Raw genomic sequence first — 26,928 nt, forward strand, 5'->3', positions numbered from 1 at the left:
ATTTAATAATTCTAAATATCTTCTAATAGAAGTACCAAATATGCAAAAAGAAACAGAATATATGCTACAGAATAAACACCTAGTTATAAAAGAAAATTAATAGAATATTAACCCTAAGACACCAAATGACTACAAAAGTGTATACAAATCTATAAACCTACTATTCAGGCAAGAAGAAATCACCCTGTAAAATATTATTATACAGTCAGATATATTTTTAATAAAATTCAGATTGTTATTCTTTCCAGGCGTGCCTCTTCAACCACTCGAGCACCTCTCCTCTTTCTGGTTGTAGCGGGTGCAAAGATAAAATTATTTTTTCAATCCGAATAGCTTTATTGCATTTTCTGTTGTTATTTCTCCTACTTCGTTTAAACTAAGGCCAAATATTTCAGCCAGCTTTTCAACAACCTTTATCGTATACGAAGATTCATTTCTCTTGCCTCGATAAGGTACAGGAGCAAGATAAGGGGAATCGGTCTCAACGATTATTTTTGACAAATCGACCTGCTTCAGAACAGTTGACAATGTAGAATTCTTAAATGTAACAACTCCGTTGATTCCCAATAAAAAGTTCTCTAACCCAAGTATTTCAGTTAATTCGTTCTCACTTCCTCCAAAACTGTGGAATACTCCTCTCAACTTTTCCTGGCCTACATTCCTGATACATTCTACACACTCCAATATAGCATCGCGTGAATGTATCGCTACCGGTAAATCATATTCTAGGCTCCAGCGAAGCTGCTCTTCAAACGCCTGCCTCTGTTCTTTCTCATATGTCCTATCCCAATAGAGATCCAGCCCTATTTCACCAATAGCTATATAGGAACGTTTCGAAAATTGCTGTTTAATAATTTCTAATTGAGAAAGCCAATCCTCACCTACACTTGTAGGATGCAATCCCATCATAGGAATACAATAATCTGTATATCTGTCGGCTATACTATGCAGGCGCACTATTGAGTCCACATCTATATTCGGAAGCAAAATAGTTTTCACTCCTACTTGTCTAGCTCTCAGAATCACTTCTTCGATATCATCATCAAATTCTTCGGAATAAATATGTGAATGCGTATCAATTATTTTCACGATCTTCTTTCTCTTTTTCGTCTTTTCTCAGATAATATACAACCCCATATTCCTTGCATCTTTCCAAACGTTCTTTAGCGGGAAGATTTGCAAAGGCCGACTCAATCTGGTTCCATAACGTTGACAAGACATTGTCTATATCTTTCCTTTGTTCACTAAGTATATCCAACTGGCGTGCGGTCGTATTCTGATATGTTTTTTGATTAAAATAGGCATCCTTAAATTGCGAAAAGGCTACGTTTACCCTCGCAATGGTAGGATTGTAAATAGGAGCACCGCCCTGCCCCAACCGGGCTTGCTCTCCCTTCATAAGGCTATCTCCCCAGTACAGCAATGCATCATTACTAGTTAAATCGGGTACCGTAAAATTTTCAGGGTCGATATTATAAAGTTGCTTCTGCTCTTTCTTTATTTCGTTACGGATAACGCATAAATTCATAACCTGTATAAAATGTGATATATACAGTCTGGCATTCTTAATCAGTTTCTGAAATTTCCTATTCGATGCAGCCTGCGTTTCAAGACTATCACGATAACGAACCTGTGCATTCTCAAAATTACGCAGCATCAGTTCCATTCTGCGGATGTCAAGAGAAATAACACCTTGCCCGAAAAGGGAATTATGCTTTTCTATTGCTACTTTCAACGCCTTTATTCGTGCATTATCAGTATTGGGCAAACGACGATAGGGCATAGTAATAAGGGTTAAATATTTAGAATTTAGGATATTCGGGATGTTAGATTTTTCGCAAGTCGATGCAATTCAGCCTTTCTATCATTACTTACACTGACTTTGTCCAGACACCCCATTGCTTTCTCATAATAGTCGCTGATAAGCTTTTCTGACTTCGTTTTCAGATCGAGCTTATCATATATCTTAGTTACCGCTTCAATTTTTTTATTTTCCTTAAAGTCAGTTTTATCTATCCATGCCAGCAATTCATTTCTGGTCAATGGATCGGCTAATGCAGTAATCAATAGAAACGTTTTCTTATTGCATAGTATGTCACCACCTATTTTCTTACCAAAACTTTCGCTATCTCCGTATACATCAAGCAAATCGTCCCTCAACTGAAATCCCAGACCTACATTTATACCGAAATCATACAGGTTGTTTGCATCCGTATCCGAAGCGCCTGCCACAATAGCTCCTTCTTTCAAGGCGCAACCTAACAATACTGCTGTCTTCAGCCTTATCATTTCCAGATATTCGGGGATCGTAACATCCAACCGTTGTTCAAACTCCATATCATATTGTTGCCCACAACATATTTCAGTTGCAGTTTCAGAAAATAAATCCAACACCCGAGGCAATTGCTGTGATTCTGTTTTTGCGATTTCCTTATATGCCTCAATAAGCATTGCATCGCCCGAAAGAACGGCCGTATTATCATTCCATTTAATATGAACGGTCGGTTTACCCCTGCGCATATCGGCCCTGTCCATAAGGTCGTCATGTAAAAGTGTAAAATTGTGAAACACCTCTATAGCCAACGCTATAGGGATAACCCGCTCCACATCCTCTTTATATAAATTATATGACATAAGAGCCAAAGCGGGGCGAACCCGTTTCCCTCCCAGTGAAAGTATGTAAGTTATAGGGTCGAAAAGTGACTGTGGCTTATTCTTGTAGTTTATCTGAGTGATTCGAGTATTTACAATATCTAAAACCTCATCGAAGTTATATAAAGACTTCTTCATTGATCAGTAGTTATTTACAATTACAATTAATATTCTATAAGACGGAGAACCTTTCTTTTATTCACGCACTCTAGCAAAGATAGTTTATTAACAACAAAAATCAAAATATTCTAAAATAGAACATTTTAATTTGAAATTATTCCTATTTTTATGGGTCATTAACAAAAAAGTGATTTTTTCGATGAAAAACAATTTACTCCTAATCATTGTAAGTATTCTTGCAATGCAAGCTTGTGCCCAAAACAGGCAATCTGCCCAAAGTGTTAAAGAAACATCCGGGAATCCTATATTTGAAGGATGGTATGCCGACCCGGAAGGTATTATTTTCGATGACAAGTATTGGATTTATCCAACTTACTCAGCTCCGTACGACGAGCAAGTCTTTATGGACGCATTCTCTTCTTCCGATTTGGTTAACTGGACTAAGCATGAACGCATCATCGACACATCAGCCGTAAAATGGGTAAAAAGAGCCTTGTGGGCTCCGGCCATAATTAAAAATGATGGTAAATACTTCCTACTCTTTGGAGGAAATGATATACAAAGTGATAACGAATACGGAGGTATAGGGATCGCTGTTGCAGATAAACCCGAAGGCCCATTTAAAGATTATCTGGGAAAACCGCTTATAGATAAATTCTACAACGGTGCGCAGCCTATCGACCAATTTGTCTTTAAAGATAAAGACGGTAGTTATTATATATATTATGGAGGATGGAAACATTGTAATGTTGCCAAATTAAAAGAAGACTTTACCGGTATCGTCCCTTTCGAAGACGGAACAATGTATAAGGAAGTAACTCCCGAAAACTATGTAGAAGGCCCATTCATGTTTATCAAAAATGGTAAATATTATTTTATGTGGTCGGAAGGAGGATGGACCGGCCCTGATTATAGTGTTGCATATGCTATTGCCGATAGTCCCTTCGGGCCGTTCAAGCGCATAGGCAAAATATTGCAGCAAGATCCTAATATTGGTAGGGGAGCCGGGCACCATTCTGTAATCCACGAGCCCAAATCAGATAAATACTACATTGTATACCACCGCCGCCCGCTGACAGAAACCGATGGAAACCATAGGGTTACATGTATAGACGAAATGCATTTTGACGAAAATGGCTATATCAGGCCTGTCGTAATGACAAATGAAGGTGTAGGACTAAACTCATTAAAATAAAATAAATTATGAAGAAAATGTTTTTTGCAGCAGTAGCTGCCGGCCTGCTTTTTGTAGGATGTAACGAAAAAGCCCCTGTAGGGAAACTTACGGAATCAGGCTTGGACAAAAAGAACTTTGAAACGGAAGTTAACGGAAAGAAAACAGACTTGTATGTACTTACAAACGCTGGCGGAATGGAAGTTTGTATAACAAACCTCGGAGGACGTATTGTTTCTATTATGGTTCCGGATAAAGACGGAAACAAGAAAGATGTCGTATTGGGATTCGACTCTATTCAGGACTATATCAATGTACCATCTAACTATGGTGCTATCATCGGACGCTATGGCAACCGTATCGGAAATGGTACATTCCAAATCGATGATATAAAATATGACTTACCAAAGAACAACTTCGGGCACACTCTGCATGGTGGCGACAAAGGATTCCACACTGTGATTTTCGATGCTAAACTAGCCTCGGACAATGTTCTTGAGCTCACTTATTTATCGAAAGACGGAGAAGAGGGCTTCCCTGGCAATCTGAATGTGAAAGTAACTTATATTCTTGGCGACGACAATGCACTTCAGATAAAATATGAAGCCGAAACAGACAAACCAACCGTAGTGAACCTCACTAACCATTCATATTTCAATATGGACGGCGATCCTACTTCTAAGAATACAGACTGGTTGTTGACACTACATGCAGACCAATATACCCCGATTGATTCTACATTCATGACTACCGGTGAAATACTTACCGTAGAAGGTACACCAATGGATTTCCGCACACCGACTGCCGTTGGTGCAAGAATTGATGATGCTACTTTCACTCAACTGTTAAATGGTAAAGGATATGATCATAACTGGGTATTGAACACAGGTGGTGATATCAATAAGGTTGCAGCAACATTAGAATCTCCTAAGACCGGTATCGTATTAGATGTATATACTACCGAACCGGGAATGCAATTCTATGCAGGTAACTTCATGCAAGGAACCGACAAAGGCAAAAAAGGTATTGTTTACCAACACCGCACAGCTGTATGTCTTGAAACTCAGAAATATCCTGATACTCCTAACAAAAAAGACTGGCCGACAACTACGCTTCGTCCAGGAGAAAAATATAATAGTGAGACAATCTTTAAATTCTCTGTTAAGAAATAAGCTTTTATCTTATATCAAATAATGAGAAGCAGTCCGGATATCCGGGCTGCTTCTTTCTTTAACACACAAACTTACGTTTAATTAAAAAGGAGTGGCTAAAATATATCTAATGCTATCTGCAAATTTGCTTCATTATTAGCCGGATTGAACATTCCCATTACAGATACCGGCAGCGTGTAACCTCCAAACTTTAACTTTTTCGATGCTGTCACATTAATATTAACAATGCCCGCATCTTTTGCATAGAAATGCGCATCGGTACCGTTCTCCGGATTCAGCGCGAATGCTCCGGCAACCCCCAGATCTACGTCTACTATACCTCCCCTGAGAACGGGGTAATCCATAGATACATATGTTGAATAAAGGTTCTTCTCGTTTAAAGCCCCTCTGTCGCGCCCGAAAATAACTGTTGCCCAACTAATATTCAGAGGGACACTTCCCTGAAAACGGTATGCGACCGAGATATCTATAAAATGCCCTGTATCACGTGCACTATAATTAAACACCTGCCTGTTGTTATATGTGGCATCTTTAGAGAAGTTGTAAATATCCCACAATGCAACAGTAAACCCACTCTTGGAATAAGACATATAATAGTCGAATTCTTTGTAATCACCCGTAAATCCGGCACCGCCCCACAGTCCGACGGTAAAACTATTGCTCTTATCCTTAAGATGCAGATCGACAGCTCCTAAAGCAGTATTAGTCACCTGTAATCCTCTCCAAAGATGCATATTTTTTAACTGCAAAGAAAAATCCACCGGAGTATACTTCTCTTCATCCTGAGCAAGCAAAGATAATGACGGCAATAAGCAAAGGAATAATGCGAGAATTGTTAGTTTAAAGTATTTCATAATTAACTATTTGAAAGGTTATAAAATGAGGCATAACCCGAAAATAAAGCAACACGACTCCCAACCTATGCCTGAAAAGACATAGCTACGTTATTATAATAATATGATTAATAAGATATTTTCAGAATGCCTCTTCGAATTATTTAAGCAGCGAGGGCGATATACAATAAGGCTGCGAGAGATCCGCCGCATATCGGTGCTACAACAGGCAGCCACGCATATCCCCAGTTACTGTCCCTTTTACCTTTTATCGGTAATATAAAATGGGCAATCCGGGGGCCAAGATCACGGGCGGGATTGATTGCATAACCCGTTGTTCCACCTAACGACATACCGATGGCTACAATAAGGATGGCAACAGGCAATGGACCTGCTATTTCGGCTCCGGCAGCGTAAAGGATACCAAACACAAGGACGAATGTACCGACAACTTCACTGAAGAAATTAGAAAACCAGTTTTTTATAGCCGGCCCTGTACAGAATACCCCCAGCTTTGCATCCGGATTTTCCTCAGCATCGAAATGTGGTTTATACATAAGATAGACGATGCATGCACCAAGTATAGCGCCTAACATCTGGGCTATAATATAGCCGATAATGCTGCCTTTGAAACTGCCTGCAATAGCCAGTCCTATTGTTACGGCAGGATTGAGGTGAGCGCCCGAGAACGGAGCTGAGATGAAGGCTCCGACAAATACTGCGAATCCCCAACCGAAGGCAATAACGACCCATCCGGCGCTATTACCCAATGTTTTCTTTAAAGAAACGTTTGCGCATACGCCAGCACCAAAAAGTATAAGTATGGCTGTGCCAATAAATTCGAATAAAATATCTTGTCCCATGGTCTTATTTATTAAAAGGTTAATTTAGCTCTGTATTATTTTAGCTTGCCAGCTCCCGGAGCCGGATGAAGAACCCGGGACGAATCCTTCATCATGGCCCGATTTAAAATAACGACTAATTAGTGTTGTGTTATCAAGATATGTTCAGCAACCTACTTCACCCACGATTGCGCGCGGTATATCGCTTCAGACCACTTTCTCTTAGCCAGATGCATATCCACTTTCGGATCGGCTTCGAAACGGGAATCTACATGCCATTGTTTCTTCACTTCTTCGATATTTTCCCAGAAGCCGACAGCTAATCCTGCCAGATAAGCTGCTCCTAAAGCTGTCGTTTCTGTTGTTTGCGGACGAATTACCGTTTGCCCGAGTACATTCGCCTGAAATTGCATCAATAGATCATTTTTCGCAGCACCTCCGTCCACTCGCAGCTCTTTAAGTCCAACGCCTGCATCCAAAATCATAGCGTTAATAACATCCATCGACTGATAAGCTATACCTTCGAGAGCTGCACGTGCAATATGAGCAGCAGTTGTACCCCTCGATATTCCGACAATCGTTCCGCGTGCATACTGATCCCAGTACGGAGCGCCAAGGCCAGTCAGAGCAGGGACAAAATATACATCACCATTATCAGGTACCTGCATCGCCAGTTGCTCTATTTCGGACGAAGAATTAATGACTTTTAGGCCATCGCGCAACCACTGAACGATAGCACCACCCACAAATATACTCCCTTCAAGGGCATAGGTGGTTTTCCCGCCGATTTGCCATCCGATAGTGGTTACCAGATTATTTTTCGACACAACGGGTTTCTCCCCGGTATTCATCAGGATAAAACAGCCTGTGCCGTATGTGTTCTTTACCATACCGGTATCGACGCACATCTGTCCGAACAATGCAGCCTGCTGGTCTCCGGCAATACCTGCAATCGGTACTTTAGACGCGAAGATTGTAGTCTTGGTATGTCCGTATACTTCACTCGAAGCACATACTTTCGGCATCATACTTTTGGGGATATTAAACAGCTTCAGCAAATCATCATCCCATTCCAGTGTATGGATATTGTATAACATAGTGCGTGAAGCATTGGAAACGTCAGTAGCATGCACTTCTCCTCTGGTCAGTTGCCAGACAATCCATGTATCTACAGTGCCGAATACCAACTGTCCTTTTTCTGCTTTTGCCCTGGCTCCTTCCACATTATCCAGTATCCATTTTACTTTTGTTGCGCTGAAATACGCATCTACAATCAATCCCGTCTTATCTTTAATATAAGGCAGAAGTCCTTCGTTTTTCAGCTTATCGCAATATTCGGATGTTCTTCTATCCTGCCACACAATCGCATTATAGACCGGTTCTCCTGTTTCCCTGTCCCATACAATGGTTGTTTCACGCTGATTGGTAATACCTATCGCGGCAATATTAGTACCGTTAATACCGATTTTCGTAATTGCTTCGGCAGCAACGGCAGCCTGCGAAGCCCAGATTTCATGCGGGTTGTGTTCTACCCATCCGCTTTGTGGAAATATCTGCGGAAATTCCTTTTGCGCAACAGAGCATATTTCGCCTTTATGGTCAAAGACTATAGCTCTCGAACTTGTAGTTCCTGCATCGAATGATAAGATATACTTTTCCATGTGGTTGATATTGATTAGGTTAAAAAAATGTGTCTTTTTTAAGGTCTCAGACCTATTTATTGCTTTTATATCTGCAACAGCAATAGTTAGTTATGACTAAAAATATTACATTAAATACTTTTTTTACTTATTTATCGGGATTATACGGAACGAGCAGATAATGTTGTGCCAGTTCTACGAACTCCTGTACCTGTGTTTTTTCCCATTCTACATCCTTTCCTGTTTCTTTTGCCATTATAGATGCTACCTCCGGAGCAATATCGATGGCTGCACGCGCATCCAAAAATGTGGCCCGTAATCTTCGGGATAACACATCCTCGACAGTTATAGCCATTTCCTCCCTGACAGCCCATACAACTTCCGCCCCCGTATAGTCGAAACACGGATGGAGCTTCCTCGCCAGCTCGGGTCTCTCTTGCTGTAGCTTCTGTATTTTTTCGTAATCGCTGCCATACACATAACCGAAATCCGACCTGTCAACATTTTCTTTATAGCCGTGTATCTTCAAATCCCTTGTCACACACTCTTTCTGAGGCAGGTTTCCGATTGGCAAAGCTCTGTTCACCACATCTTCGGCCATATCGCGGTATGTTGTCCACTTACCACCGGTAATGGTAATAAGCCCACTATCTGATACAACTATTTTATGGCTGCGCGATATTTCTTTTGTTTTTTGTCCATCAGTTCCTTTTTTAGGTGCTGCCAGTGGCCTTAATCCCGCAAATACCGAAAGTACGTCTTCACGTTTCGGTTGTTTTGCCAGATATTGACCTGCCGTCTTAAGTATAAATTCGATCTCTTCCTCAAGTGCCTGCGGCTCAAGGACGAACTCTTTCAACGGAGTATCGGTAGTACCCAGAACTACTTTTCCATGCCACGGCACACCAAACATCACCCGCCCGTCGCTGGTCTTTGGGATCATAATTGCAGTATCACCTCCCAAAAAGGATTTATCTACTACCAGATGTACCCCCTGGCTGGGACGCACAATATTGTCTTTTTCCGGCGCATCCATCTTCATCAGTTCATCGACGAAAATTCCGGTAGCGTTTATTACTACTTTTGCCTGAAGAGTATATTCTCGTTTTCCTAATTCGTCATACACTTTCACTCCCGCAATCTTTCCGGTTTCGTTTTTAATCAAATTCGAAACTTTCACATAATTCACAACAGTAGCTCCCTGCTCTGCGGCAGTTTGCAGAAGGTTAATCCCCATACGGGAATCATCGAACTGACCATCATGGTACACAACCCCGCCTTTTAGTCCGTCAGTTGCGATTTGAGGTATCTCCTTAACCACAGCTTTCTTACTCATCGGCAAGGAACGGCCCAAGCCGCGTTTTCCGGCCAATATATCATAAATAGTTAGTCCGATCGTATAAAATGGCTTTTCCCACCACTTATAATTACCTATAATAAATCGTTGATCTTTCACCAGATGCGGGGCATTCTTCTTCATCAGTCCCCTTTCGCGCAAAGCTTCTATAACCAGACTCACATCGCCCTGCGCCAGATAGCGCACACCTCCGTGTACCAGCTTTGTGCTACGGCTCGATGTGGCTTTCGTAAAGTCAGCCTGCTCTACCAAGGCGACCTTGAACCCACGGGAAGCAGCGTCGATTGCCGCACCAAGCCCGGTAGCTCCACCACCGACAACAACAAAATCCCATATTATGGATTTGTCTGCTATTTGTTCTATATAATTATTTCGATTCATAACTTTTGGCTTTAATATACACAAAGATAAATATGTATTTTAAATAAACAAATAAATTCGAAACTTTTTTATATCAAATATCAACATTTTATATCTTATTCAAAACCAAATAAAACATTTCGAAACCAACAAACTAAAAAAACTCGAATAAAACAAGATTTATTAAACAATATATAATCCAAATCCACTCCATAAAATATAAAACGAAACCAAAATCTTTCAAGTTTTTAAATCTTCTAGTTCTTAAAATTTTTATATCTTTGCAACTATTAATTGTAATCTTCAATTTGAGATATGGGAAATATAGCTAAACGACATAAATTTATACTGGAACAGCTAAAGCATGACGGATATGTAAAAGTCCAGGAACTTAGTGAGAAGTTAGAAGTTTCGGAAGTTACAATTCGTAAAGATTTAAAATATCTCGAAAGCAAAAAGATGCTCTATCGCAATCATGGGAGTGCCAGCAGTCTAAGCTCTATCATCACGGATAAACACATAGATGTGAAAGAGAAAATGCAAATGGAGGAAAAGACCAGAATTGCCAAAGCCGCCAATAGCCTGCTTGAGCCTAACGATAAAATAATTATAGCTTCCGGTACTACCCTGCTCACTTTCGCAAATGAGATCAACGTCGATCATAATATCACCGTTATCACATCTTCGGTAAAAGTATCTCTGACCCTTTGCTACAACCCGAATATTGAGATAGTGCAACTGGGCGGCAATATGAGAAAGAACTCCGTTTCGGTCATTGGGCATTATGCCGAAAATATATTGGAAAGCCTGTCGTGCAACAAATTATTCCTGGGTGTGGATGGTATCGATCTTGATTACGGACTGACTACCAGCGACATGAGCGAAGCCCGCATAAACCAGCAAATGATAGACGCAGCGCAAAAAATTATTATACTGACCGACTCTTCAAAGTTCGGCAAACGAGGTTTCTGCAAAATATGCGATCTGAACAAGATACACCATATTATTACAGATAACAATGCGCCTGCTCACATCATTGATATGCTCCGCGAACGCGATATAGAAGTTACCCTTGTATAAGGATTTTAGACCATTCAGCATTACCCGGCATATTTCCTCGGATAGCGGAATATGATTGATGCTATTGCAGCAAATCCTATCAGCAAAGGATAATACAGATAAGGTACAATCTGCATAGGGCTTACGTTAGCTAACCCTGCTGCTATAAGCAATTGCGCCCCATAAGGTATCAAACCCTGGACAAAACAAGAGAAAGTATCCAGCAGACTGGCAATCTTCCGATTATCCAAATCGAATTTATCACTGATATTTTTTGCTATCGGCCCGCTTATAATCAGGGCGATGGTATTATTCGCCGTGCAGAGATTGGTTAACGAAATAAGTCCGGCGATAGAAAATTCAGCGGAACGCTTCGACCGTATATTGCGTGTCATCTTGCCTATCAGCCAGTCGACCCCTCCATTGAAGCGTATCAGTTCAAACATACCTCCTGCCATCAGCGATACAATGATCAGTTCTCCCATATCCACAACGATACCCTGACTCATGGCCGCAGTCCAGTCCCAAACTCCAAAGCCACCTGTAATAAGTCCGATTACACCCGATAGGATAATCCCCAAAGCCAGCACGACCATCACATTGACTCCTACCAAAGCTGTAATCAATACAGCCAGATAAGGCAACACTTTCACCCATTCTACCTGCTCCGCCGAAACAGATGCTCCGCCTGTCAGCTCCAGCCCCTGATAAATATAAAGCAGGAGTACCAGTATGACAACAGGAAATACAATACGGATATTCACCTTGAACTTATCCTGCATCTGGCATCCCTGCGTACGTGTAGCCACAATCGTAGTATCCGATATAAAGGAGAGATTGTCTCCGAACATAGCCCCGCCAACTACAATACCCAACATCATAGGTAAATCGAGCCCGGCCTGGGAAGAGACTCCTACTGCAATAGGCGCTAAAGCGGCAATAGTTCCCGTAGATGTACCCATAGACATGGATATGAAACAAGCTGCAATAAATACACTTGCCAATATAGATTGCTCCGGCAAGAGATAGAGAAGCATATTCACCGTAGCGTCCACCGCCCCCATTGCCTTGGCTGTACCGGCAAATGCTCCTGCCAGAATAAAGATAACAACCATCAGCATAATGGTTTCGTTGGCTGCACCGCGGCAAAACTGGGTGATGCGGTTTGCCAGCTTCCCTCCTTTCGAATACAGGACCGCAACCATGGATGCTGTCATAAAGGCTACCGAAACAGGCATCTGATAAAGGTCTCCTGTGAAAATAAAGGTAAGGACATACAGCAGGAAAAACACTGCCAACGGCATCAATGCCCAGCCTTTTGAGTGATACCACTTTTTATCTTGATTCATTTGTTCAATCTTTTTAATAACCGGATGCAAAGATAGCTTTTTTCAGTTAACGGTCAGTAGTCAGCAATTAACAGTATTCCCACATGGAGACATTAAGACGTAAAACCTAGCCCTTCAGTACATTTACATTAATTAACTATATTTGGTTAAAAACTGACATATCTGACACATTTTTCAATATTTCCATTGTGTGCATTTTGCATTCATTAACCACGTTTAGTTAAAAGGTAACAGATGTAACACATTCTCCGTTTTTTACTACTATTCCTTTTTCAGTTTCTTTATTGATCATCCTTACTCCAATATAAATTATGCAAATCAGTAGTTGATTATTAATGTTCTATTATTTTTATATTTTGTCTACGCGTAATCAAATGTACGCCAATTTAGTTAAGAGGCTTTAGCCCCACTTATGCGTTAGCGGACGCGCATTAGTTCCGCAGGCGGGCACCTGTCCGGTAAAGTCGCCGAGCGACGAAGCACTAGCCTTTTGGTTCGTTTTGGGCAATGCCAAAATGAATATTAAGACGAAACGAAGTGTAGTCAATAAAAAACGAACATTAAATGTCAACTACTGATTCGCTTTAATTATAAAAAAAGTAACACCTCTTATCTTTTCTGACAACCCGGCTCACATCTGTACAGTATAGATAAAATATCGCATACATCTTCACAAATAAAAGAGATCGAATTAACCTGATCAACATTAAATAAAAAACAAAGGGCATAAAGACACACAATTATTTATGCGCTTTATGCCCTCAATAATATTGATTGACTAAACTTAATTCATATCATTATTCTCATCCTTCGATATATATACTGGAGGAATCTCTTCTTCTACAATTTCTTTTGTTTCATCATTCTCTTCGTCATTTTTATACCAGTTCACCTTCCGCAAAACATACATCACTATGGCTAAGGCGACAAACAATCCGACAGCACCGAATAATAAAGCCATATTTTCCTGTTGCAGGATAATATACAGATAAGCGTAAAGCAGCGTAAGGAAGAGCCCCATAACAGCTGTCTGTTTCACATTACGGAACATGGTGGTAGAATAAGCCGTTATCAGCAATGTGGTCGCCGCCCCCGAAATCAGGTAAGAAAGTCCAAAGCTAAGATGCTCTGATATTGCCAGTAATAAGGTATAAAACAACACCAATGCACAACTGACAAGCAGATATTGTACAGGGTGGATGCGCTTCTTGCTCAGTAATTCGACAAGGAAGAAGACAACAAATGTAAGGACGATAAACATAATCGCATACTTCACCGAACGCATTGTCATCTGGTATTTATCTACCGGATACCGTAAATCTACGCCCAAAGAAGATGTTTTGATTACATCGTTACTCCCCGTCCACATCTGCACATAGTTGCGATTATAATCGAATACATTCCAGCTGGCATCAAATCCTTCGTTATTAATTACACGATCGGCCGGCAGGAAATCCCCATTGAAAGCGACCGTACTCCATGGCGACTTCAGATGAATGCGGTTTTCCTTTCCTATCGGGGTGAAATAAAGTCCTCCGCTACCATTCAGTCCCAGATCGAAGCTAAACTCATAACTCTGTACTGACGGATCGACAGGCATACCGATTGTCACACCCGAATCGATAAGCGTGTTGCTTTTCACTCCGGGCTGTACCGGCAATGACTTGCCATTTACGTTAAACTCAATCTTATTCCTCACACCCTGTAGGTATGGGATGCCAATTAAAACGAAAGCATCCTGCCACCTTACATGTTCCTCTTTTATATTCAATTTTGCATAGTCAGGTAAGCTAAACTTTCCACTGATTTTCATATCCGACTGATATACCAATGTATGAAATAATGTACGCGTACGCTCCTCTGCAATGATATTGCCATCTACACGAAAATCATCCGGAAGGTAGTAAGAGTAAGCGATAAGCGGATTACCGTTTTTATCGATACCGCTCTGATACGGCAGTACCAGTACAGGGCCTGTCAGCTGCTGAGTTCCTCCCCATTTGTTCACAATATCGTCCTGAGCTGTCTGCTGATTCTGCTCTCTTTCTTCGATCAGGCTTCTTATCATAGTAATAGGTAGCAGCATTACTGCTACAAGGACAGCGACGACAACGATTTTGACGATAAGCATGTCTACGTTTGTTCCAAAGTTTGTTTTCATAAGTTTCAAGTTAATATTTAAATAAAAGTTCTTTGAATTTCAAAGTATATAAATAAAAAATTTTATGGCAAAGGATTAATTAATTTTTCAAGTGCATCGATATGTTCTTTAAATAGCTTTTGCCCCAAGGAGGTAACCTGATAAGAAGTATTAGGCTTGCGCCCTATAAACTGTTTTCTGACCTCTATAACCTCTTCTTTTTCCAATGCTTTAAGATGACTGGCCAGATTGCCGTCGGTAACATCGAGTAACTCCTTCATCGTATTGAAGTCCACGCTGTCATTTACCATCAGCACCGACATTATCCCCAAGCGTACACGGCTGTCGAAGACCTTATTCAATCCTGATATAATATCTTTCATAATCAACCGTTTTTTACAGACTTCATGTCATATTTATAATAAATAAGGATACCATATATTATATGTAAAACACCAAATCCAATTCCCCAGAATATCAGATCATATCCTACTACTACCGCTGCAACCAGTCCTAGTACAATCTCACATGCTCCCAGTATTTTCACATCACGATAGGTACGCGAACCTGCAGCAATAAGCCCCAGTCCATAGAATATCAGCATACTGGGTGCTACCAGATAAGCGACATGCTTATATATAAGAATGATGCAAAATAGTCCGCCAACAGCCATCGGTACACAAAAGTCCTTAGCTATTTGCAGGGTTACAGGTTGCCAGAGTTTCGCGTTGCTTCGTATCGCTTTCTTGTAAGACAAGACCAATCCTGCTGTCAAAGCAGATACCAGCACCGCAAATGCAATCAGGATGAAATCATACAGGAGCGAGCCTGTAAATGTAAACCGCCCTTCGAGAACAAGGTATGCCACTACGGCTCCTACAATAGCGAATGTACCGGCCAATACGCCCGACATACCGCTTATAGATAAGAACTTGCTCGACCGCTCCATCATGGAACGTATATGTTTTAAATCATCCAGATTTGTATCCATAATATTTCACTTTGAAACACAAAGTAAACTGTTATATTTGGGATATGCAATAAGTTGGGGTAATATTTTTCGTGAAGGGGAAAATAAACATTACAGATCTGTCAGTTTACAAGATTTACGTGACAAATCAGTATAAAAAAAACAGCAAGTCTGTATAATGTGAAGTATCTATTATAAATGGTGACTAAAGTCGTTATTCTTTCAATAACTTATCAAGAAATTCATCAAATTCTCGATCAAACTTTTCCATCAGATCATTGTCGATTTTGACAACATCATCTTCACTGATGAGCAGTAGTTCTTCCATCACTACAAAGTTTTCATCGGCATAATTAACAGAGAAAGGTTTGAACAAGTCCAGGGAGGAAAACATATTTTCTTCATCCAATTGCTCTGTCACCTTACGCAAAACAGATATAACCTTTTCATCCGGCAATTCATCGACTTTGTCTACCCAATTGAAAATAACAATCTCAGCTACTTTATTTTCTTCATCGTCATAAAAGGCTACTTCCCCACTCTCTTTATCCACAGTGATAAAGATATCGGTCAGAGAACTACCCTTATAGTCCTTTGCTAAACTGTCAATCGCCTGTTTGAAAGTATCTTTTATCAGAGTAGATGTGTCTCTGTTTGCTCCTGTTCCCATGTAGATAATAGATAATATTTATGCAAAGTTAGAAAAATATTGCATTAATCGCTGTTTTCTACTATTTCTTTTATAAAATGTAAAGAGCAATAAAGAGATGATAATCAAAATAATTCTTCAATCCATTCTCGCATTTTCTCTACACCCATAAAAGAAACGCTTTTTCTTTTCAATTTTCCTTCCTTGTCGAAGACCAGATAGGTAGGAATACCTGAAAAATCATATTGCTCCAAAATATAATCCCAGGTTTCATCAGTCAAGTAGAAATGTTCTCCTCCTATTTGTGGAATTTTCTCTTCCCACGTCTTGCGCACTGAAGAAGGGTTGGTAATATAAACAAACACAACATCTTTATCCGCATATTCTGATTTGATAGCCTCTGTCCTCTTCATTGCAGCAAGGCAAGGACCACACCAGGTTGCCCAGAAATCTACGACAACAACTTTTCCCTTATATTTTGCTACAATAGCATTCATAATATCTTCTTTAGCTACAGCCGGAGTTTCATTTTTCACAAGTTTCTTGTTACCTGCCTGCGAGTTGAGCATCCTGACTATTTCTTCATCCCTCGAAAACAATACTTCGGCAAACGATTTATCAGTAAAGTATGTATCGATATCTTTCTTCTGAATTTCAGACAGGGGCTTCATTGCATCCAACTGCGCAGCATACATACTTGCAATAAGTACATTACAGAAAAATCCCGGATTTGCTCCTGTTATAATATGCAAAGGCTCTTTAGCTTTAACTAACCATTCATCAATAGTCAGCCCCTCAATAGGTGGAATATTCAGAACTTTATTTTTCAGCAATTCACCAATTGCTATCTGCAAATAAGAAGCATACAAATAGCGGGAATCATTCAAATCCAAATGTTTAAGAATTGAATAATACTCAATAGAGGGTTTTTGAGGTACAAAATTTACTCTTTCATCCTTAGCCTGATCTCGGTATTTATAATTATACCTCATCTGCATATTGTCCTCATAGCCCAGATACAACATATGTAACAAAAAAGTCTTTATTTCATATGATAAGATCTGCTTCGCATTTGCCGATAGTTCGGCATAGCCTTGCAATTTCACCATAGCTTTTTCAGTGTAGTCAACAACATACTTGCTATACTCCTCTATTGGCATACTGTAATTATCATTCGCCGGATTATTGCTGAGAATATCTCTGAAAACAAGCCCGATATTCATAGCATCAGCAGCAGTCAGGTTCAGACTATTGGACGTTATTATCTGTTTAGCTCCGTTTTTATCGAAATTTATTTCCAACCTAGTTTCCTCCCCTGGAATTATATACACATTCCCCTCAAATACTGATGATCTTATAACACAAGAACCCACCGCAAATACCGGAGTGCTAAATGTAAATGTCCCATCCTCTTTAACAGGTATCTGATTAATTGTATAATCAAAGAAAGGCTTGTTTAAGAGTAAATCCAGCGATACAGTTTTCATACTATCAGGTATATCTCCGGTTATCTTACCTGACAAGGTCGCTATACCATATTTAAACCGGGGTGCCGGTAGCTCGTTATCTGTTTGCGAATATACAGTTACAGTGTTTATGTACAATAGCAGACATAAACTGAACATTCTGATTGCTGTTTTCATATGATATAGGCATTTATGGCATTAGTAAAGAACTATATATTAAAATCAATAATATGCTCTCCTGCACTAAGTGTACTGTGTATTCTTATCTCTGAATTCTGCTGAACAAGAGAATAGGGTACCACACTTTTTGTCAGCCAGGCATTACCTCCGATTGTAGAATCATGGCCGACAACCGTCTTGCCTCCCAAAATAGTAGCTCCGGCATAGATAACCACATTATCCTCAATGGTCGGATGCCTTTTCTCATTGGCAAGGCCTTTGGTTACAAACAATGCTCCGAGAGTAACCCCTTGGTAAACTTTCACATTGTTGCCGATAACCGTAGTCTCCCCTATCACGATCCCTGTTCCGTGATCAATGTAGAAAGCCCGTCCTATCTTCGCTCCCGGATTTATATCTATACCCACCTTCGAATGGGCGTATTCGGAAAATAACCGGGGAATAATAGGCGTATTCATTTTATAGAATTCATGGGAAATACGATAGACCACCTGTGCAAAAAAACCGGGATAGGTAAGAATAACTTCCTCTATCGATTTAGCCGCCGGGTCATTTTCAAAGTAGACAGTCGCTTCGTCGTATAATTTATCCTGAAGTTCGGGTAACCCTGATATGAATCTGTCAACCATCGCCTCTGCCGTTTTTCGATCCGACAAGGCGGCAATATTTTCTACCAGAATAGAGTAAAAATAATATAGTTTTTTCTCTCTGGACTTCTCCTGATCACAGATCGGAAACAGTACTCGATGGATCAGTGTATTCAGCGCATCTTCCAGTTCAATTCTATTGATTGGCAAGTGCTTTGACTCGGCTCTCAGTTTATTCGCGATTTCGTATATATTAGTCATAACTTTAGCTTTGAAAACAACAAATGTAATAATTAAATACAGAAAATCAGGAATTATGATTCTGCTTAATTTTTGTATGTTTTAAATCATGTATTTCTAAGTGAAAAACAAAACAAAATATTACCCAAAATCGTTGTTTATTTCTACATTTGTATAGTCAAGAACCGATTTAATAGTTAAATCATGAAAATAAATAACATTTTATCAGAGCTGGAGGCAAAACATCCCGGCGAGCATGAATTTCTGCAAGCTGTAAAAGAAGTGCTTGTATCAATTGAAGATGTATATAATCAGCATCCCGAGTTTGAAAAAAACCGTATTATCGAACGCCTGGTAGAACCCGACAGGATTTTTACATTCCGCGTAGCGTGGGTAGACGACAAAGGTGATATTCAGGTAAATCTGGGATACCGTGTACAATTCAACAACGCTATCGGCCCTTACAAAGGAGGCTTACGGTTCCATGCTTCAGTCAATCTATCCTCACTCAAATTCTTAGGATTTGAACAAACTTTCAAGAATGCATTGACTACACTGCCTATGGGTGGCGGCAAAGGAGGTTCCGATTTCAGCCCGAGAGGCAAGTCGAATGCCGAGATTATGCGTTTCTGCCAGGCTTTCATGCTTGAACTTTGGCGCAATATTGGCCCAGACACGGACGTTCCTGCCGGAGACATCGGCGTAGGCACACGCGAAATCGGTTATTTGTATGGCATGTACAAAAAACTGGCAAGAGAAAACACAGGGACTTTCACAGGCAAGGGACTCGAATACGGAGGCTCGCTGGTCCGTCCTGAAGCCACAGGTTTCGGTGCGCTGTACTTTGTGAACGAAATGCTGAAAGCCAAAAATATAGATCTGAAAGGAAAAACCGTAGCGGTTTCGGGATTTGGCAATGTAGCATGGGGTGCAGTCACCAAAGCGACAGAACTCGGAGCTAAAGTAATTACCATTTCGGGACCTGACGGATATATTTATGACCCGGATGGCGTTAGCGGTGATAAGATAGAATATATGCTCGAACTTCGCAACAGCGGTGACGACATCGTAGCTCCATATGCTGATAAGTATCCTAATTCTAAATTCTTTGCAGGCAAAAAGCCATGGGAACAGAAAGTAGACATTGCTTTGCCATGCGCCATACAGAATGAACTGAACCTGAAAGATGCAGAAACACTGATTGCCAACGGCGCTACCTGTATAGCCGAGGTATCTAATATGGGATGTACTGCCGAAGCCGTGGATTTCTTCATCGAGAAGAAAACCCTCTTTGCTCCGGGCAAGGCTGTGAACGCCGGAGGTGTCGCCACATCGGGACTGGAAATGAGCCAGAATGCGATGCATCTGCAATGGACAGAAGAGGAAGTAGACCAGAAACTACATCAGATAATGAAAAATATACATGCTCAAAGCCTGAAATACGGAAAAGAGGATGGAGGATATATCAACTACGTGAAAGGTGCTAATGTTGCGGGATTTATGAAAGTAGCCTGTGCTATGATTGCGCAGGGAGTTGTATAACTTAATTTAATCAATCGAGAGAAAAGCCCTTTGGATACAGAAATCCAAGGGGCTTTTTGACTTATAAAGAGGCCGGCTGTATACCGGAATATTTACCCTGAATTTTACACCATATATTTTTGCATATCTCAAATAATTGTCACTAACTTTGCATTTCAAAGTAAAATATATAATGACTCTTTTTATATAAAGAAATATGCTGAAAAAGATTTTTAAATGGGTAAAGAGAATCGTAATATTTCTGTTTGTATTCAGCATATTACAAGTTATCGTTTTCAAATTTGTCCCTGTGTACTACACTCCGCTCATGGTATGGAACAATACGACACAACTCTTTTCGGGAGAGGAGGTTGTTTGCAAACATACATGGGTTCCGCTCGATGAAATATCCAAGTACTTGCCATTGGCTGTGGTAGCATCCGAAGACAATTTATTCTTAGATCATTCGGGATTCGACTTCGACCAGATAGAAAAAGCGATGAACGAAGCCGAAAAGGGCAAGCGCCAACGGGGAGCGAGTACAATCAGCCAGCAAACGGCAAAAAATGTTTTCCTTTGGTCCGGCCGTTCCTATATCCGTAAAGGACTGGAAGTCTATTACACATTCCTCATAGAAACCATCTGGGGTAAAGAGCGCATTATGGAAGTATACCTCAATTCCATAGAAATGGGTAAAAACATCTATGGAGCGGAAGCCGTCGCACAAGCCCATTTCAAAAAAACAGCGAAAAAGCTGACTGCCGGCGAATCAGCTTTGATAGCTGCCACATTACCCAACCCCATACGGTTCAATTCGGCAAAGCCGTCACCTTATATAATAAAGCGTCAGGGAAAGATACTGGACTTGATGGGAAAAGTAAACCCGGTTGATTTTGATAAGGAACCCGAACCCAAGAAAGATGTAAAAAAAAGTACTAAAAAGAACACTAAAAAATAACATCATTATGGAAACACAAACACTAGAAAAGCAACTACTATTTAAAATCAGAGCATTGACGATCTTCTATATCTTCGCTCTTTTCTTCTGGGGCGTTACAGCCTTTCCTGTCGAAACCGAAATCCGGATTGTTTGCCAGATTATGGGCATATCACTTGATGTTTCGCCCGATAGTTACGAAGGATTCAATTACTGGATAGCCACCGTTGCCAACGGTTTAATAAATACTAATCGAGACTACCCTTTCCTTGCTTACGGAACAGACTGGCTGGCATTTTCACATCTGGTGATCGCAGTGGCATTCATCGGCCTATACAGGAAACCTGTACGAAATATATGGATAGTATATTTTGGGATGATTGCCTGTTTGGGTGTAATGCCTTTGGCTCTTATATGCGGTGCTGTGCGCGGCATCCCTTTTTGGTGGAGAATGATAGACAGCTCATTCTGCATATTCGGAATAATCCCGCTCTGTTTCTTACATATTTATATAAAGAAGCTAGAAAAACTAACCGGATACGTACCTTCTAAATACTGAGGTTTCCTTCAAATTTTACTGACAGGAATATATATTTCCGTCAGTAATTCACTTTCAGGAACCAGCACAGGGCTATTCAGGAATTTGGAGAAAGACATATTGTCCCTTAATTCGTATTCACTCTTCGGTATCCAGTACCGGTAAATATCACAATACACTTTATCCATATCCTTATACGTCCCCCGGTAAGTAAAAACAGCATATAAGCCGCCTTCTATTGTTTGCCGTCCTAACCGCCCATTGGCTTTAAGTGCACTTCCAGCATTTATGCATGTGTATATCCTGCAATTCTCAGGGCTTGTTATTGTCGAAATATCCCGGCTTAATGATAGATATTCATGGTTGTTATCGGGGATTCCGTTCACACCGACAATACTGATCAGCTTGTCCCATGCCTTGAGGAATGCGTCTGCCTGCCTATAAGGATTTACCACACGCAGGTATAACACTTCTTTCGACGCCATTTTCCTTATTTCAGGTTCTAAAAAAAGGTACTCCACAGGGCTATCCATCGACATTGTTAGATCACCGGGTTGTGCACGATAAGCCGAAGGTGTAATTCCATATCTCTTTTTAAATGCTTTTGATAATGCCTGAGGACTTTGATAGCCTGTTTGTTCTGCAATATCAGCCAGTGAAAATCGCGTAGTATGTAACTTAAAAGCCGTTTTTTCTAATCGTAAACGCTGTACATAATCGCCGGGGCTTTCATTCATTACAGCCCTGAAAATCCGGTGAAAATGAAAACTCGAAAGCCCGGCTATGCTTGCCAGATCAGAAAGATTAATGACGGTGGAGAGATTATCATTTATATAGTCTACTGCTCTATTTACCGATTTGTAATATTCCAAGTGTGTAAACTGGTGTGACTGCCATCGCTTTAAACCGGGCAGTTTGACTGTTGTTTTTAAGTTCACCTCATCCAGAGTAAGAGTGCGTCCATCCAGTTTTTCAGCCTCATCATGATATTGCAAAGAATCCTTGACAAATTCATCAAAACTGAAATCGTCAGTATATTTTCCATTCCGGAAGCAAAAACAACAAAAATCTTCATTCAGACTTTTATCTCCATTGGTTCCAAAATGCTCTACTGCCGCCATCGGCATGCCACAGCTTTGACATATGTCGTTTTTCATATCAGACAGACTTTCTTTATTTCACACTTATAATCAGTAAACCCATACAAAAAATTCCAAATAATCGCAGCCTTTGATTTTGAAGTCGTCTAGACTTTTTATTTTGATATCTTTTTGTCATGCTGACAATAGGAAGCATCTCGTTTCTCTAGAGATTTTTCACTCTGTTCAAAATGACAAAGAGAGTATTTGTTTTATAACGTTACCAGATTCAAAAAGTCTAGACGGCTTTTTTATAAGCTAATTTATTCAATTCTATATTTGGACAATCATTATTCAATCAAAAGTATAAAATATGTCCTTATTATCGTTTGTCCATTCTTGCGAAATATGGGAATAAGCAAGAATATCTCCCATCTGAAAAGTTAAATAAGGTTAATATTTAAAATATAAAAATCCATATTTTACATATAATCAATACAATAACCATCAACTATTAAATTCACATAGTATTATGTATTACATAGTACTAATATTTATTTATATATTTGCAATACAAACAACAATGTATAGTATAATAAGTGGCATAAAACAATAGTAGGTTATGAAAAAAGTTATAGAAGTTAGCATAGGAGGGATCAACTTCACAATGGAAGACGATGCCTATTACAGACTAAAGGAATACCTGAGACGTTTCGAGGAAACTATTTCCGACAAAAAAGAAGCGCGTGAAGTAATGGAAGACGTGGAAGCGCGTGTCGCCGAAATATTTCAGAAAGAAATGAAGTTTTCGAATCAGGTAGTAGATATGAAGCTCGTACAGGTCGTTATTGACCACCTGGGCGAAGTGGAACCTAAAACCCAAAATGAGAATCAAACCTCATCACAAAGTAGTTACGATCTGGGAGAAGAGTACTCCAAAGGTAACAAAAAATTCTACCGGGACATGGATGACAAAATGCTGGCAGGTGTATGTAGCGGAATCGCAACATACACAGGAGTGGACGTCACCATCATAAGACTAATATTCGTTGCACTGGCATTTGCCTATGGCAGTGCCATCCTTGCTTACTTCATCCTGTGGATCGTATCGCCAAGGGCCGAAACCATAGCCCAGAAGCTTGAATTGAGAGGGTATGCCCCCACAGCAGATAATATCAGAAAATTTACATCACAACGCAAATAATATACAATATGGAAACAATAAATGTAGACAATATAAAAGCCCAGATGCGCAAAGGAATACTGGAATACTGTATCCTCAGCATACTGTCGAAAGGCGACGCTTATGTATCGGCCATTATCAACGAACTGAAAGAATCGGAAATGATCGTTGTGGAAGGAACACTTTACCCTCTGCTTACCCGCCAGAAAAATCAGGGATTGCTGAGCTATCGCTGGGAAGAATCGACACAGGGACCGCCACGGAAGTATTACACAATCACAGATAAAGGCCGTGCCGTATTAGACGAACTTGATACCGTATGGACAGATCTGGTCAGGGTTATAGACAATATCAGAAACAAATAAAACCTAAATACAATGAAACCAACTGTAAGAGTGAGCATAGGCGGATTGGCATTCAATCTTGAAGAAGATGCTTTCCAGGTTCTCGATAGCTATCTGAAATCTTTAAGAAGGCATTTCAGCGGAAACCCGGAAGCCGATGAAATTATTGCAGATATAGAATCGCGCCTCAGCGAATTACTGCAAATGAGGGTCAATGGAAACGATGGCGTAGTATCGATAACCGATGCTCAGGAAATCACAAAAATAATGGGTAATCCGAAGGATTTCGATGAATCTATATCCGGGGAAGCGGAAGAAGGTACACCTAAAAACGAATCCTACCATGATACTGAGAACAGAGACGATTCTTATAATTTCTTTAAAAAGAAACTGTACAGAGACGAAAACAACAAACTCATAGGAGGTGTATGCAGTGGCTTCGGTCATTATTTCAAAATTGACCCAACGGCAGTCCGTATCGTTTTGGCTGCTATAGTATTCCTCTTTAGTTTCCTTTCGTTCAAAGTGGTAGGAACAATCGTACTGGCATATATTGTATTATGGGTGGTCATGCCGGCAGCAAGGACATTCAATCAAAAATTATCCATGACCGGAGCCGATCCCTCGATTGAAAATATAGAGGACCGCACACAACCTGCCCCTCGAAAATATAAGGGCAGTGCTATAGGAACCATACTTAATGTACTAATAAACATTTTTGTAGGAATCATTGCCGTTGCTGTTTTTCTCACTATGCTGGGTATGATTACTACCTTGGTATGGCTCTATATGGATACAGAATTATTTGGCTTGAATAACTATCTGGTTCTGCTGGGATACAACTCCATTAATCTGAAAATAGCTTTTGTACTGGCAACGTTAATTCCGATAGGGGCTTTATTCAGCTTACTGATTAAAATATTACGTCGCTCATCATTCACATCACAAACACTGGTCAGTTTCATCATCGGACTGGTGATTTGGATAGGCGCAGTAGTATATATCAGCAATAAGAGCATCAAGTTTGCTCATTCACATAAAGAACGGGCAGAAGCTGTGGAGCATTTACCTGTAAGTACAAAATCCGACACCCTGATTATAAAACTTGGGGATGAATATCTGACTGCAAGTCCTCAACCACAAAATCCAATCATGTTTTACAAAGGGGAAAAAATGAAAGACAGGCAGGTTTGCATCCTTCCATATATAAAAATCAGACAAGATACTTCTTTGACAGATTACAAAGTGGAAATACTCAAGAAAGATTATGCCGACAACAATATTACAGCAAAAAGGAAGACTGAGGCATTACACCTGGATTATAATATAACCGACTCACTGATTACTGTCAATCCGAAATGGTATAACAATAAAGATAAGTGGAACCTGGAATCATTTGAGATTATTGTTACTGCTCCGAACAACAAAAAAGTGATTATGGAAACACCACTTAAAGAGTCCTATCATATCAATTCTATAAGATTCAACCGCTATGATTGCTTTGGTTATCATTATGATTTTGATTTTGATTGAGCTACTCCTCAAGATCCTCCGATGAAACGTTATTTCATTTTGATAATAAATAGGATTTAGTTCCATCTGTTAAATCGGGCAAAAAAAGGATTTTTTTGTCCGATTTTCATTAAAAAAACACAACAAAATTCGAGTTTTCTCGTTTATAATATATAATTTTGTGAAATAACCTTAATTATTGGGTTATGAAAGGTAAATATCTAGCGTACATTTTAATATCAATATTGACTCTGGGGTTTCTGCTATCGTCGTGCGACAGAGAAGACAATGCCTATACCAAAAGTATAGAAGGGCATTGGGTATATACAGAAACAAAAGCCGAAGTATATGTCACTGAGCCTTCTCTAAAGAAAACGATAGAAGATTACATCAATGACAGAAACAAGACTTATAAGGTGAGTTATGAGTTTAAAAATGATAAAACCTATTATTACTATAAAAATTATACCGAACCTCTAAAAGGTATATATAAAACAATAGACAAGAACTATTTTAAAATGGATGATCTGCAAGGAGTAAAAACTCTCTCCTACAAAGACTCTATCATTTATATAGTATCTGACATAAAAGACGAAGTGGCTCAAGAATTGAAGATAGACAAAAACAAGATACTGAAAGCCAATACCATGGACATCTTTGAACGTGGATTGTTTTCACATTAATACCCTGGAAATATTTCGGCTGATTGCAAGATTAAAAGAAAAAGGCTGTAAACAGACCTCTGTTCTTTCCGCATGGTAAATACTTATACAATTAAGTAACAATAAGACTTTTATTAAAAAATCACAAATAATATATCTGACGTAACACATCTGTATTTTTTGCGTTAAATATATAAAGAACATAATACACATATTACTTTTTATTTTAGATAAAAATAACACTACTAATCAGGAAGCATTTATCCGTGAGGATAGATGCTTTCACTTTTCAGACATCTCATACAATAACTAAAATCCATATAATCAATTTTTCAAAGAGCGATAAACCATCAGCCAATAGC

The 26,928-nt window shown here is 39.8% G+C and carries 26 protein-coding genes; 10 read left to right on the top strand and 16 right to left on the bottom strand.

Annotation, left to right across the window (positions count from 1 at the left end):
- Positions 1-312: 312 nt before the first annotated feature.
- Genes QZL88_RS05035 through QZL88_RS05045 form a run of 3 tightly spaced genes read right to left on the bottom strand, consistent with a single transcriptional unit; the run spans position 313 to position 2,790 of the window.
- Positions 313-1,089 carry a TatD family hydrolase gene (locus QZL88_RS05035; RefSeq protein ID WP_296938937.1) on the bottom strand — a complete coding sequence of 259 codons (777 nt, stop codon included), beginning with the start codon at positions 1,087-1,089 and terminating at the stop codon, positions 313-315.
- Entirely contained in the window at positions 1,076-1,783 is a 708-nt protein-coding gene (locus QZL88_RS05040; RefSeq protein ID WP_296938938.1) for a hypothetical protein, read from the bottom strand. The genes QZL88_RS05035 and QZL88_RS05040 overlap by 14 nt, the downstream gene beginning before the upstream one ends.
- Before the next feature lie 26 nt (positions 1,784-1,809).
- On the bottom strand, positions 1,810-2,790 hold the full coding sequence (locus QZL88_RS05045) for a polyprenyl synthetase family protein (protein ID WP_296938939.1): 981 nt from the start codon (positions 2,788-2,790) through the stop codon (positions 1,810-1,812).
- A 223-nt stretch (positions 2,791-3,013) separates the two neighbouring features.
- Between QZL88_RS05045 and QZL88_RS05050 the strand changes: the two genes are divergently transcribed.
- Positions 3,014-3,967 (top strand): glycoside hydrolase family 43 protein, encoded by a 954-nt coding sequence (locus QZL88_RS05050; protein WP_296945013.1) that lies wholly within the window; start codon positions 3,014-3,016, stop codon positions 3,965-3,967.
- Between the two features lie 8 nt (positions 3,968-3,975).
- Positions 3,976-5,118 (top strand): aldose epimerase family protein, encoded by a 1,143-nt coding sequence (locus QZL88_RS05055; RefSeq protein ID WP_296938941.1) that lies wholly within the window; start codon positions 3,976-3,978, stop codon positions 5,116-5,118.
- A 95-nt stretch (positions 5,119-5,213) separates the two neighbouring features.
- On the opposite strand, the gene QZL88_RS05060 is transcribed toward QZL88_RS05055, so the two are convergent.
- The 4 genes from QZL88_RS05060 to QZL88_RS05075 form a co-directional block, all read right to left on the bottom strand.
- A complete protein-coding gene (locus tag QZL88_RS05060; RefSeq protein ID WP_296938942.1) occupies positions 5,214-5,972 on the bottom strand; it encodes a hypothetical protein in 759 nt (252 codons plus the stop codon).
- A gap of 143 nt (positions 5,973-6,115) precedes the next feature.
- Positions 6,116-6,814 (bottom strand): MIP/aquaporin family protein, encoded by a 699-nt coding sequence (locus QZL88_RS05065; RefSeq protein ID WP_296938943.1) that lies wholly within the window; start codon positions 6,812-6,814, stop codon positions 6,116-6,118.
- Positions 6,815-6,966: 152 nt separating this feature from the next.
- The gene (gene glpK / locus QZL88_RS05070; RefSeq protein ID WP_296938944.1) at positions 6,967-8,454 is read right to left on the bottom strand and encodes a glycerol kinase GlpK; all 1,488 of its coding nucleotides are present in this window, start codon (positions 8,452-8,454) and stop codon (positions 6,967-6,969) included.
- 127 nt (positions 8,455-8,581) lie between these two features.
- Positions 8,582-10,171 carry a glycerol-3-phosphate dehydrogenase/oxidase gene (locus tag QZL88_RS05075; RefSeq protein ID WP_296938946.1) on the bottom strand — a complete coding sequence of 530 codons (1,590 nt, stop codon included), beginning with the start codon at positions 10,169-10,171 and terminating at the stop codon, positions 8,582-8,584.
- A gap of 294 nt (positions 10,172-10,465) precedes the next feature.
- Between QZL88_RS05075 and QZL88_RS05080 the strand changes: the two genes are divergently transcribed.
- Complete coding sequence (locus QZL88_RS05080; protein WP_296938947.1) at positions 10,466-11,230, top strand: DeoR/GlpR family DNA-binding transcription regulator; 765 nt, start codon at positions 10,466-10,468, stop codon at positions 11,228-11,230.
- Positions 11,231-11,250: 20 nt separating this feature from the next.
- Here the strand turns inward: QZL88_RS05080 and QZL88_RS05085 are convergent, their stop codons facing one another.
- The 8 genes from QZL88_RS05085 to epsC all read right to left on the bottom strand — a co-directional run bounded on the left by QZL88_RS05085 (position 11,251) and on the right by epsC (position 18,811).
- Entirely contained in the window at positions 11,251-12,558 is a 1,308-nt protein-coding gene (locus QZL88_RS05085) for a Na+/H+ antiporter NhaC family protein (RefSeq protein WP_296938948.1), read from the bottom strand.
- Between the two features lie 400 nt (positions 12,559-12,958).
- Positions 12,959-13,129 (bottom strand): hypothetical protein, encoded by a 171-nt coding sequence (locus QZL88_RS05090; protein WP_296938949.1) that lies wholly within the window; start codon positions 13,127-13,129, stop codon positions 12,959-12,961.
- A 213-nt stretch (positions 13,130-13,342) separates the two neighbouring features.
- Positions 13,343-14,719 (bottom strand): cell envelope integrity protein CreD, encoded by a 1,377-nt coding sequence (gene creD, locus QZL88_RS05095; RefSeq protein WP_296938950.1) that lies wholly within the window; start codon positions 14,717-14,719, stop codon positions 13,343-13,345.
- A gap of 62 nt (positions 14,720-14,781) precedes the next feature.
- Positions 14,782-15,081, bottom strand: a complete 300-nt coding sequence (locus QZL88_RS05100) for a transcriptional regulator (RefSeq protein ID WP_006798392.1) — start codon at positions 15,079-15,081, stop codon at positions 14,782-14,784.
- Positions 15,082-15,083: 2 nt separating this feature from the next.
- On the bottom strand, positions 15,084-15,689 hold the full coding sequence (locus QZL88_RS05105) for a hypothetical protein (RefSeq protein WP_296938951.1): 606 nt from the start codon (positions 15,687-15,689) through the stop codon (positions 15,084-15,086).
- A gap of 193 nt (positions 15,690-15,882) precedes the next feature.
- Positions 15,883-16,338: a hypothetical protein gene (locus QZL88_RS05110; RefSeq protein WP_006798394.1), complete on the bottom strand. Its 456-nt coding sequence runs from the start codon at positions 16,336-16,338 to the stop codon at positions 15,883-15,885.
- Between the two features lie 104 nt (positions 16,339-16,442).
- Positions 16,443-17,960: a TlpA disulfide reductase family protein gene (locus QZL88_RS05115; RefSeq protein ID WP_296938952.1), complete on the bottom strand. Its 1,518-nt coding sequence runs from the start codon at positions 17,958-17,960 to the stop codon at positions 16,443-16,445.
- Positions 17,961-17,992: 32 nt separating this feature from the next.
- A complete protein-coding gene (gene epsC, locus QZL88_RS05120; RefSeq protein ID WP_296938953.1) occupies positions 17,993-18,811 on the bottom strand; it encodes a serine O-acetyltransferase EpsC in 819 nt (272 codons plus the stop codon).
- A 183-nt stretch (positions 18,812-18,994) separates the two neighbouring features.
- On the opposite strand from epsC, the gene gdhA reads away from it, so the two are divergent.
- From gdhA to QZL88_RS05135, 3 genes are all read left to right on the top strand, one after another.
- Positions 18,995-20,332 carry an NADP-specific glutamate dehydrogenase gene (gdhA, locus tag QZL88_RS05125; RefSeq protein ID WP_296938954.1) on the top strand — a complete coding sequence of 446 codons (1,338 nt, stop codon included), beginning with the start codon at positions 18,995-18,997 and terminating at the stop codon, positions 20,330-20,332.
- 196 nt (positions 20,333-20,528) lie between these two features.
- Positions 20,529-21,269 carry a monofunctional biosynthetic peptidoglycan transglycosylase gene (mtgA, locus tag QZL88_RS05130; protein WP_296938955.1) on the top strand — a complete coding sequence of 247 codons (741 nt, stop codon included), beginning with the start codon at positions 20,529-20,531 and terminating at the stop codon, positions 21,267-21,269.
- 7 nt (positions 21,270-21,276) lie between these two features.
- Entirely contained in the window at positions 21,277-21,807 is a 531-nt protein-coding gene (locus tag QZL88_RS05135) for a hypothetical protein (protein ID WP_296938956.1), read from the top strand.
- An 8-nt stretch (positions 21,808-21,815) separates the two neighbouring features.
- On the opposite strand, the gene QZL88_RS05140 is transcribed toward QZL88_RS05135, so the two are convergent.
- The gene (locus tag QZL88_RS05140; RefSeq protein WP_296938957.1) at positions 21,816-22,943 is read right to left on the bottom strand and encodes a GyrI-like domain-containing protein; all 1,128 of its coding nucleotides are present in this window, start codon (positions 22,941-22,943) and stop codon (positions 21,816-21,818) included.
- A gap of 544 nt (positions 22,944-23,487) precedes the next feature.
- On the opposite strand from QZL88_RS05140, the gene QZL88_RS05145 reads away from it, so the two are divergent.
- The 4 genes from QZL88_RS05145 (at position 23,488) to QZL88_RS05160 (ending at position 26,587) form a co-directional block, all read left to right on the top strand.
- Positions 23,488-24,069, top strand: coding sequence for a PspC domain-containing protein (locus tag QZL88_RS05145; protein ID WP_296938958.1), 582 nt, complete (start codon positions 23,488-23,490; stop codon positions 24,067-24,069).
- Positions 24,070-24,077: 8 nt separating this feature from the next.
- Positions 24,078-24,413: a PadR family transcriptional regulator gene (locus QZL88_RS05150; protein ID WP_006798402.1), complete on the top strand. Its 336-nt coding sequence runs from the start codon at positions 24,078-24,080 to the stop codon at positions 24,411-24,413.
- Positions 24,414-24,425: 12 nt separating this feature from the next.
- The gene (locus tag QZL88_RS05155; RefSeq protein ID WP_296938959.1) at positions 24,426-25,925 is read left to right on the top strand and encodes a PspC domain-containing protein; all 1,500 of its coding nucleotides are present in this window, start codon (positions 24,426-24,428) and stop codon (positions 25,923-25,925) included.
- A gap of 185 nt (positions 25,926-26,110) precedes the next feature.
- Positions 26,111-26,587, top strand: a complete 477-nt coding sequence (locus QZL88_RS05160) for a hypothetical protein (RefSeq protein WP_296938960.1) — start codon at positions 26,111-26,113, stop codon at positions 26,585-26,587.
- The last annotated feature ends 341 nt before the right edge of the window (positions 26,588-26,928 follow it).

It is taken from the genome of uncultured Dysgonomonas sp. (genome assembly GCF_900079725.1).
GTDB lineage: Bacteria > Bacteroidota > Bacteroidia > Bacteroidales > Dysgonomonadaceae > Dysgonomonas.

What these genes read in the sequence shown, in the direction of transcription:
- QZL88_RS05040 (WP_296938938.1), bottom strand. Translation starts at nt 1,783, where the DNA reads ATGCCCTATCGTCGTTTGCCCAATACTGATAATGCACGAATAAAGGCG.
- QZL88_RS05045 (WP_296938939.1), bottom strand. Translation starts at nt 2,790, where the DNA reads ATGAAGAAGTCTTTATATAACTTCGATGAGGTTTTAGATATTGTAAAT.
- QZL88_RS05050 (WP_296945013.1), top strand. Translation starts at nt 3,014, where the DNA reads ATGCAAGCTTGTGCCCAAAACAGGCAATCTGCCCAAAGTGTTAAAGAA.
- QZL88_RS05055 (WP_296938941.1), top strand. Translation starts at nt 3,976, where the DNA reads ATGAAGAAAATGTTTTTTGCAGCAGTAGCTGCCGGCCTGCTTTTTGTA.
- QZL88_RS05060 (WP_296938942.1), bottom strand. Translation starts at nt 5,972, where the DNA reads ATGAAATACTTTAAACTAACAATTCTCGCATTATTCCTTTGCTTATTG.
- QZL88_RS05065 (WP_296938943.1), bottom strand. Translation starts at nt 6,814, where the DNA reads ATGGGACAAGATATTTTATTCGAATTTATTGGCACAGCCATACTTATA.
- glpK (WP_296938944.1), bottom strand. Translation starts at nt 8,454, where the DNA reads ATGGAAAAGTATATCTTATCATTCGATGCAGGAACTACAAGTTCGAGA.
- QZL88_RS05075 (WP_296938946.1), bottom strand. Translation starts at nt 10,171, where the DNA reads ATGAATCGAAATAATTATATAGAACAAATAGCAGACAAATCCATAATA.
- QZL88_RS05080 (WP_296938947.1), top strand. Translation starts at nt 10,466, where the DNA reads ATGGGAAATATAGCTAAACGACATAAATTTATACTGGAACAGCTAAAG.
- QZL88_RS05085 (WP_296938948.1), bottom strand. Translation starts at nt 12,558, where the DNA reads ATGAATCAAGATAAAAAGTGGTATCACTCAAAAGGCTGGGCATTGATG.
- creD (WP_296938950.1), bottom strand. Translation starts at nt 14,719, where the DNA reads ATGAAAACAAACTTTGGAACAAACGTAGACATGCTTATCGTCAAAATC.
- QZL88_RS05100 (WP_006798392.1), bottom strand. Translation starts at nt 15,081, where the DNA reads ATGAAAGATATTATATCAGGATTGAATAAGGTCTTCGACAGCCGTGTA.
- QZL88_RS05105 (WP_296938951.1), bottom strand. Translation starts at nt 15,689, where the DNA reads ATGGATACAAATCTGGATGATTTAAAACATATACGTTCCATGATGGAG.
- QZL88_RS05110 (WP_006798394.1), bottom strand. Translation starts at nt 16,338, where the DNA reads ATGGGAACAGGAGCAAACAGAGACACATCTACTCTGATAAAAGATACT.
- QZL88_RS05115 (WP_296938952.1), bottom strand. Translation starts at nt 17,960, where the DNA reads ATGAAAACAGCAATCAGAATGTTCAGTTTATGTCTGCTATTGTACATA.
- epsC (WP_296938953.1), bottom strand. Translation starts at nt 18,811, where the DNA reads ATGACTAATATATACGAAATCGCGAATAAACTGAGAGCCGAGTCAAAG.
- gdhA (WP_296938954.1), top strand. Translation starts at nt 18,995, where the DNA reads ATGAAAATAAATAACATTTTATCAGAGCTGGAGGCAAAACATCCCGGC.
- mtgA (WP_296938955.1), top strand. Translation starts at nt 20,529, where the DNA reads ATGCTGAAAAAGATTTTTAAATGGGTAAAGAGAATCGTAATATTTCTG.
- QZL88_RS05135 (WP_296938956.1), top strand. Translation starts at nt 21,277, where the DNA reads ATGGAAACACAAACACTAGAAAAGCAACTACTATTTAAAATCAGAGCA.
- QZL88_RS05140 (WP_296938957.1), bottom strand. Translation starts at nt 22,943, where the DNA reads ATGAAAAACGACATATGTCAAAGCTGTGGCATGCCGATGGCGGCAGTA.
- QZL88_RS05145 (WP_296938958.1), top strand. Translation starts at nt 23,488, where the DNA reads ATGAAAAAAGTTATAGAAGTTAGCATAGGAGGGATCAACTTCACAATG.
- QZL88_RS05150 (WP_006798402.1), top strand. Translation starts at nt 24,078, where the DNA reads ATGGAAACAATAAATGTAGACAATATAAAAGCCCAGATGCGCAAAGGA.
- QZL88_RS05155 (WP_296938959.1), top strand. Translation starts at nt 24,426, where the DNA reads ATGAAACCAACTGTAAGAGTGAGCATAGGCGGATTGGCATTCAATCTT.
- QZL88_RS05160 (WP_296938960.1), top strand. Translation starts at nt 26,111, where the DNA reads ATGAAAGGTAAATATCTAGCGTACATTTTAATATCAATATTGACTCTG.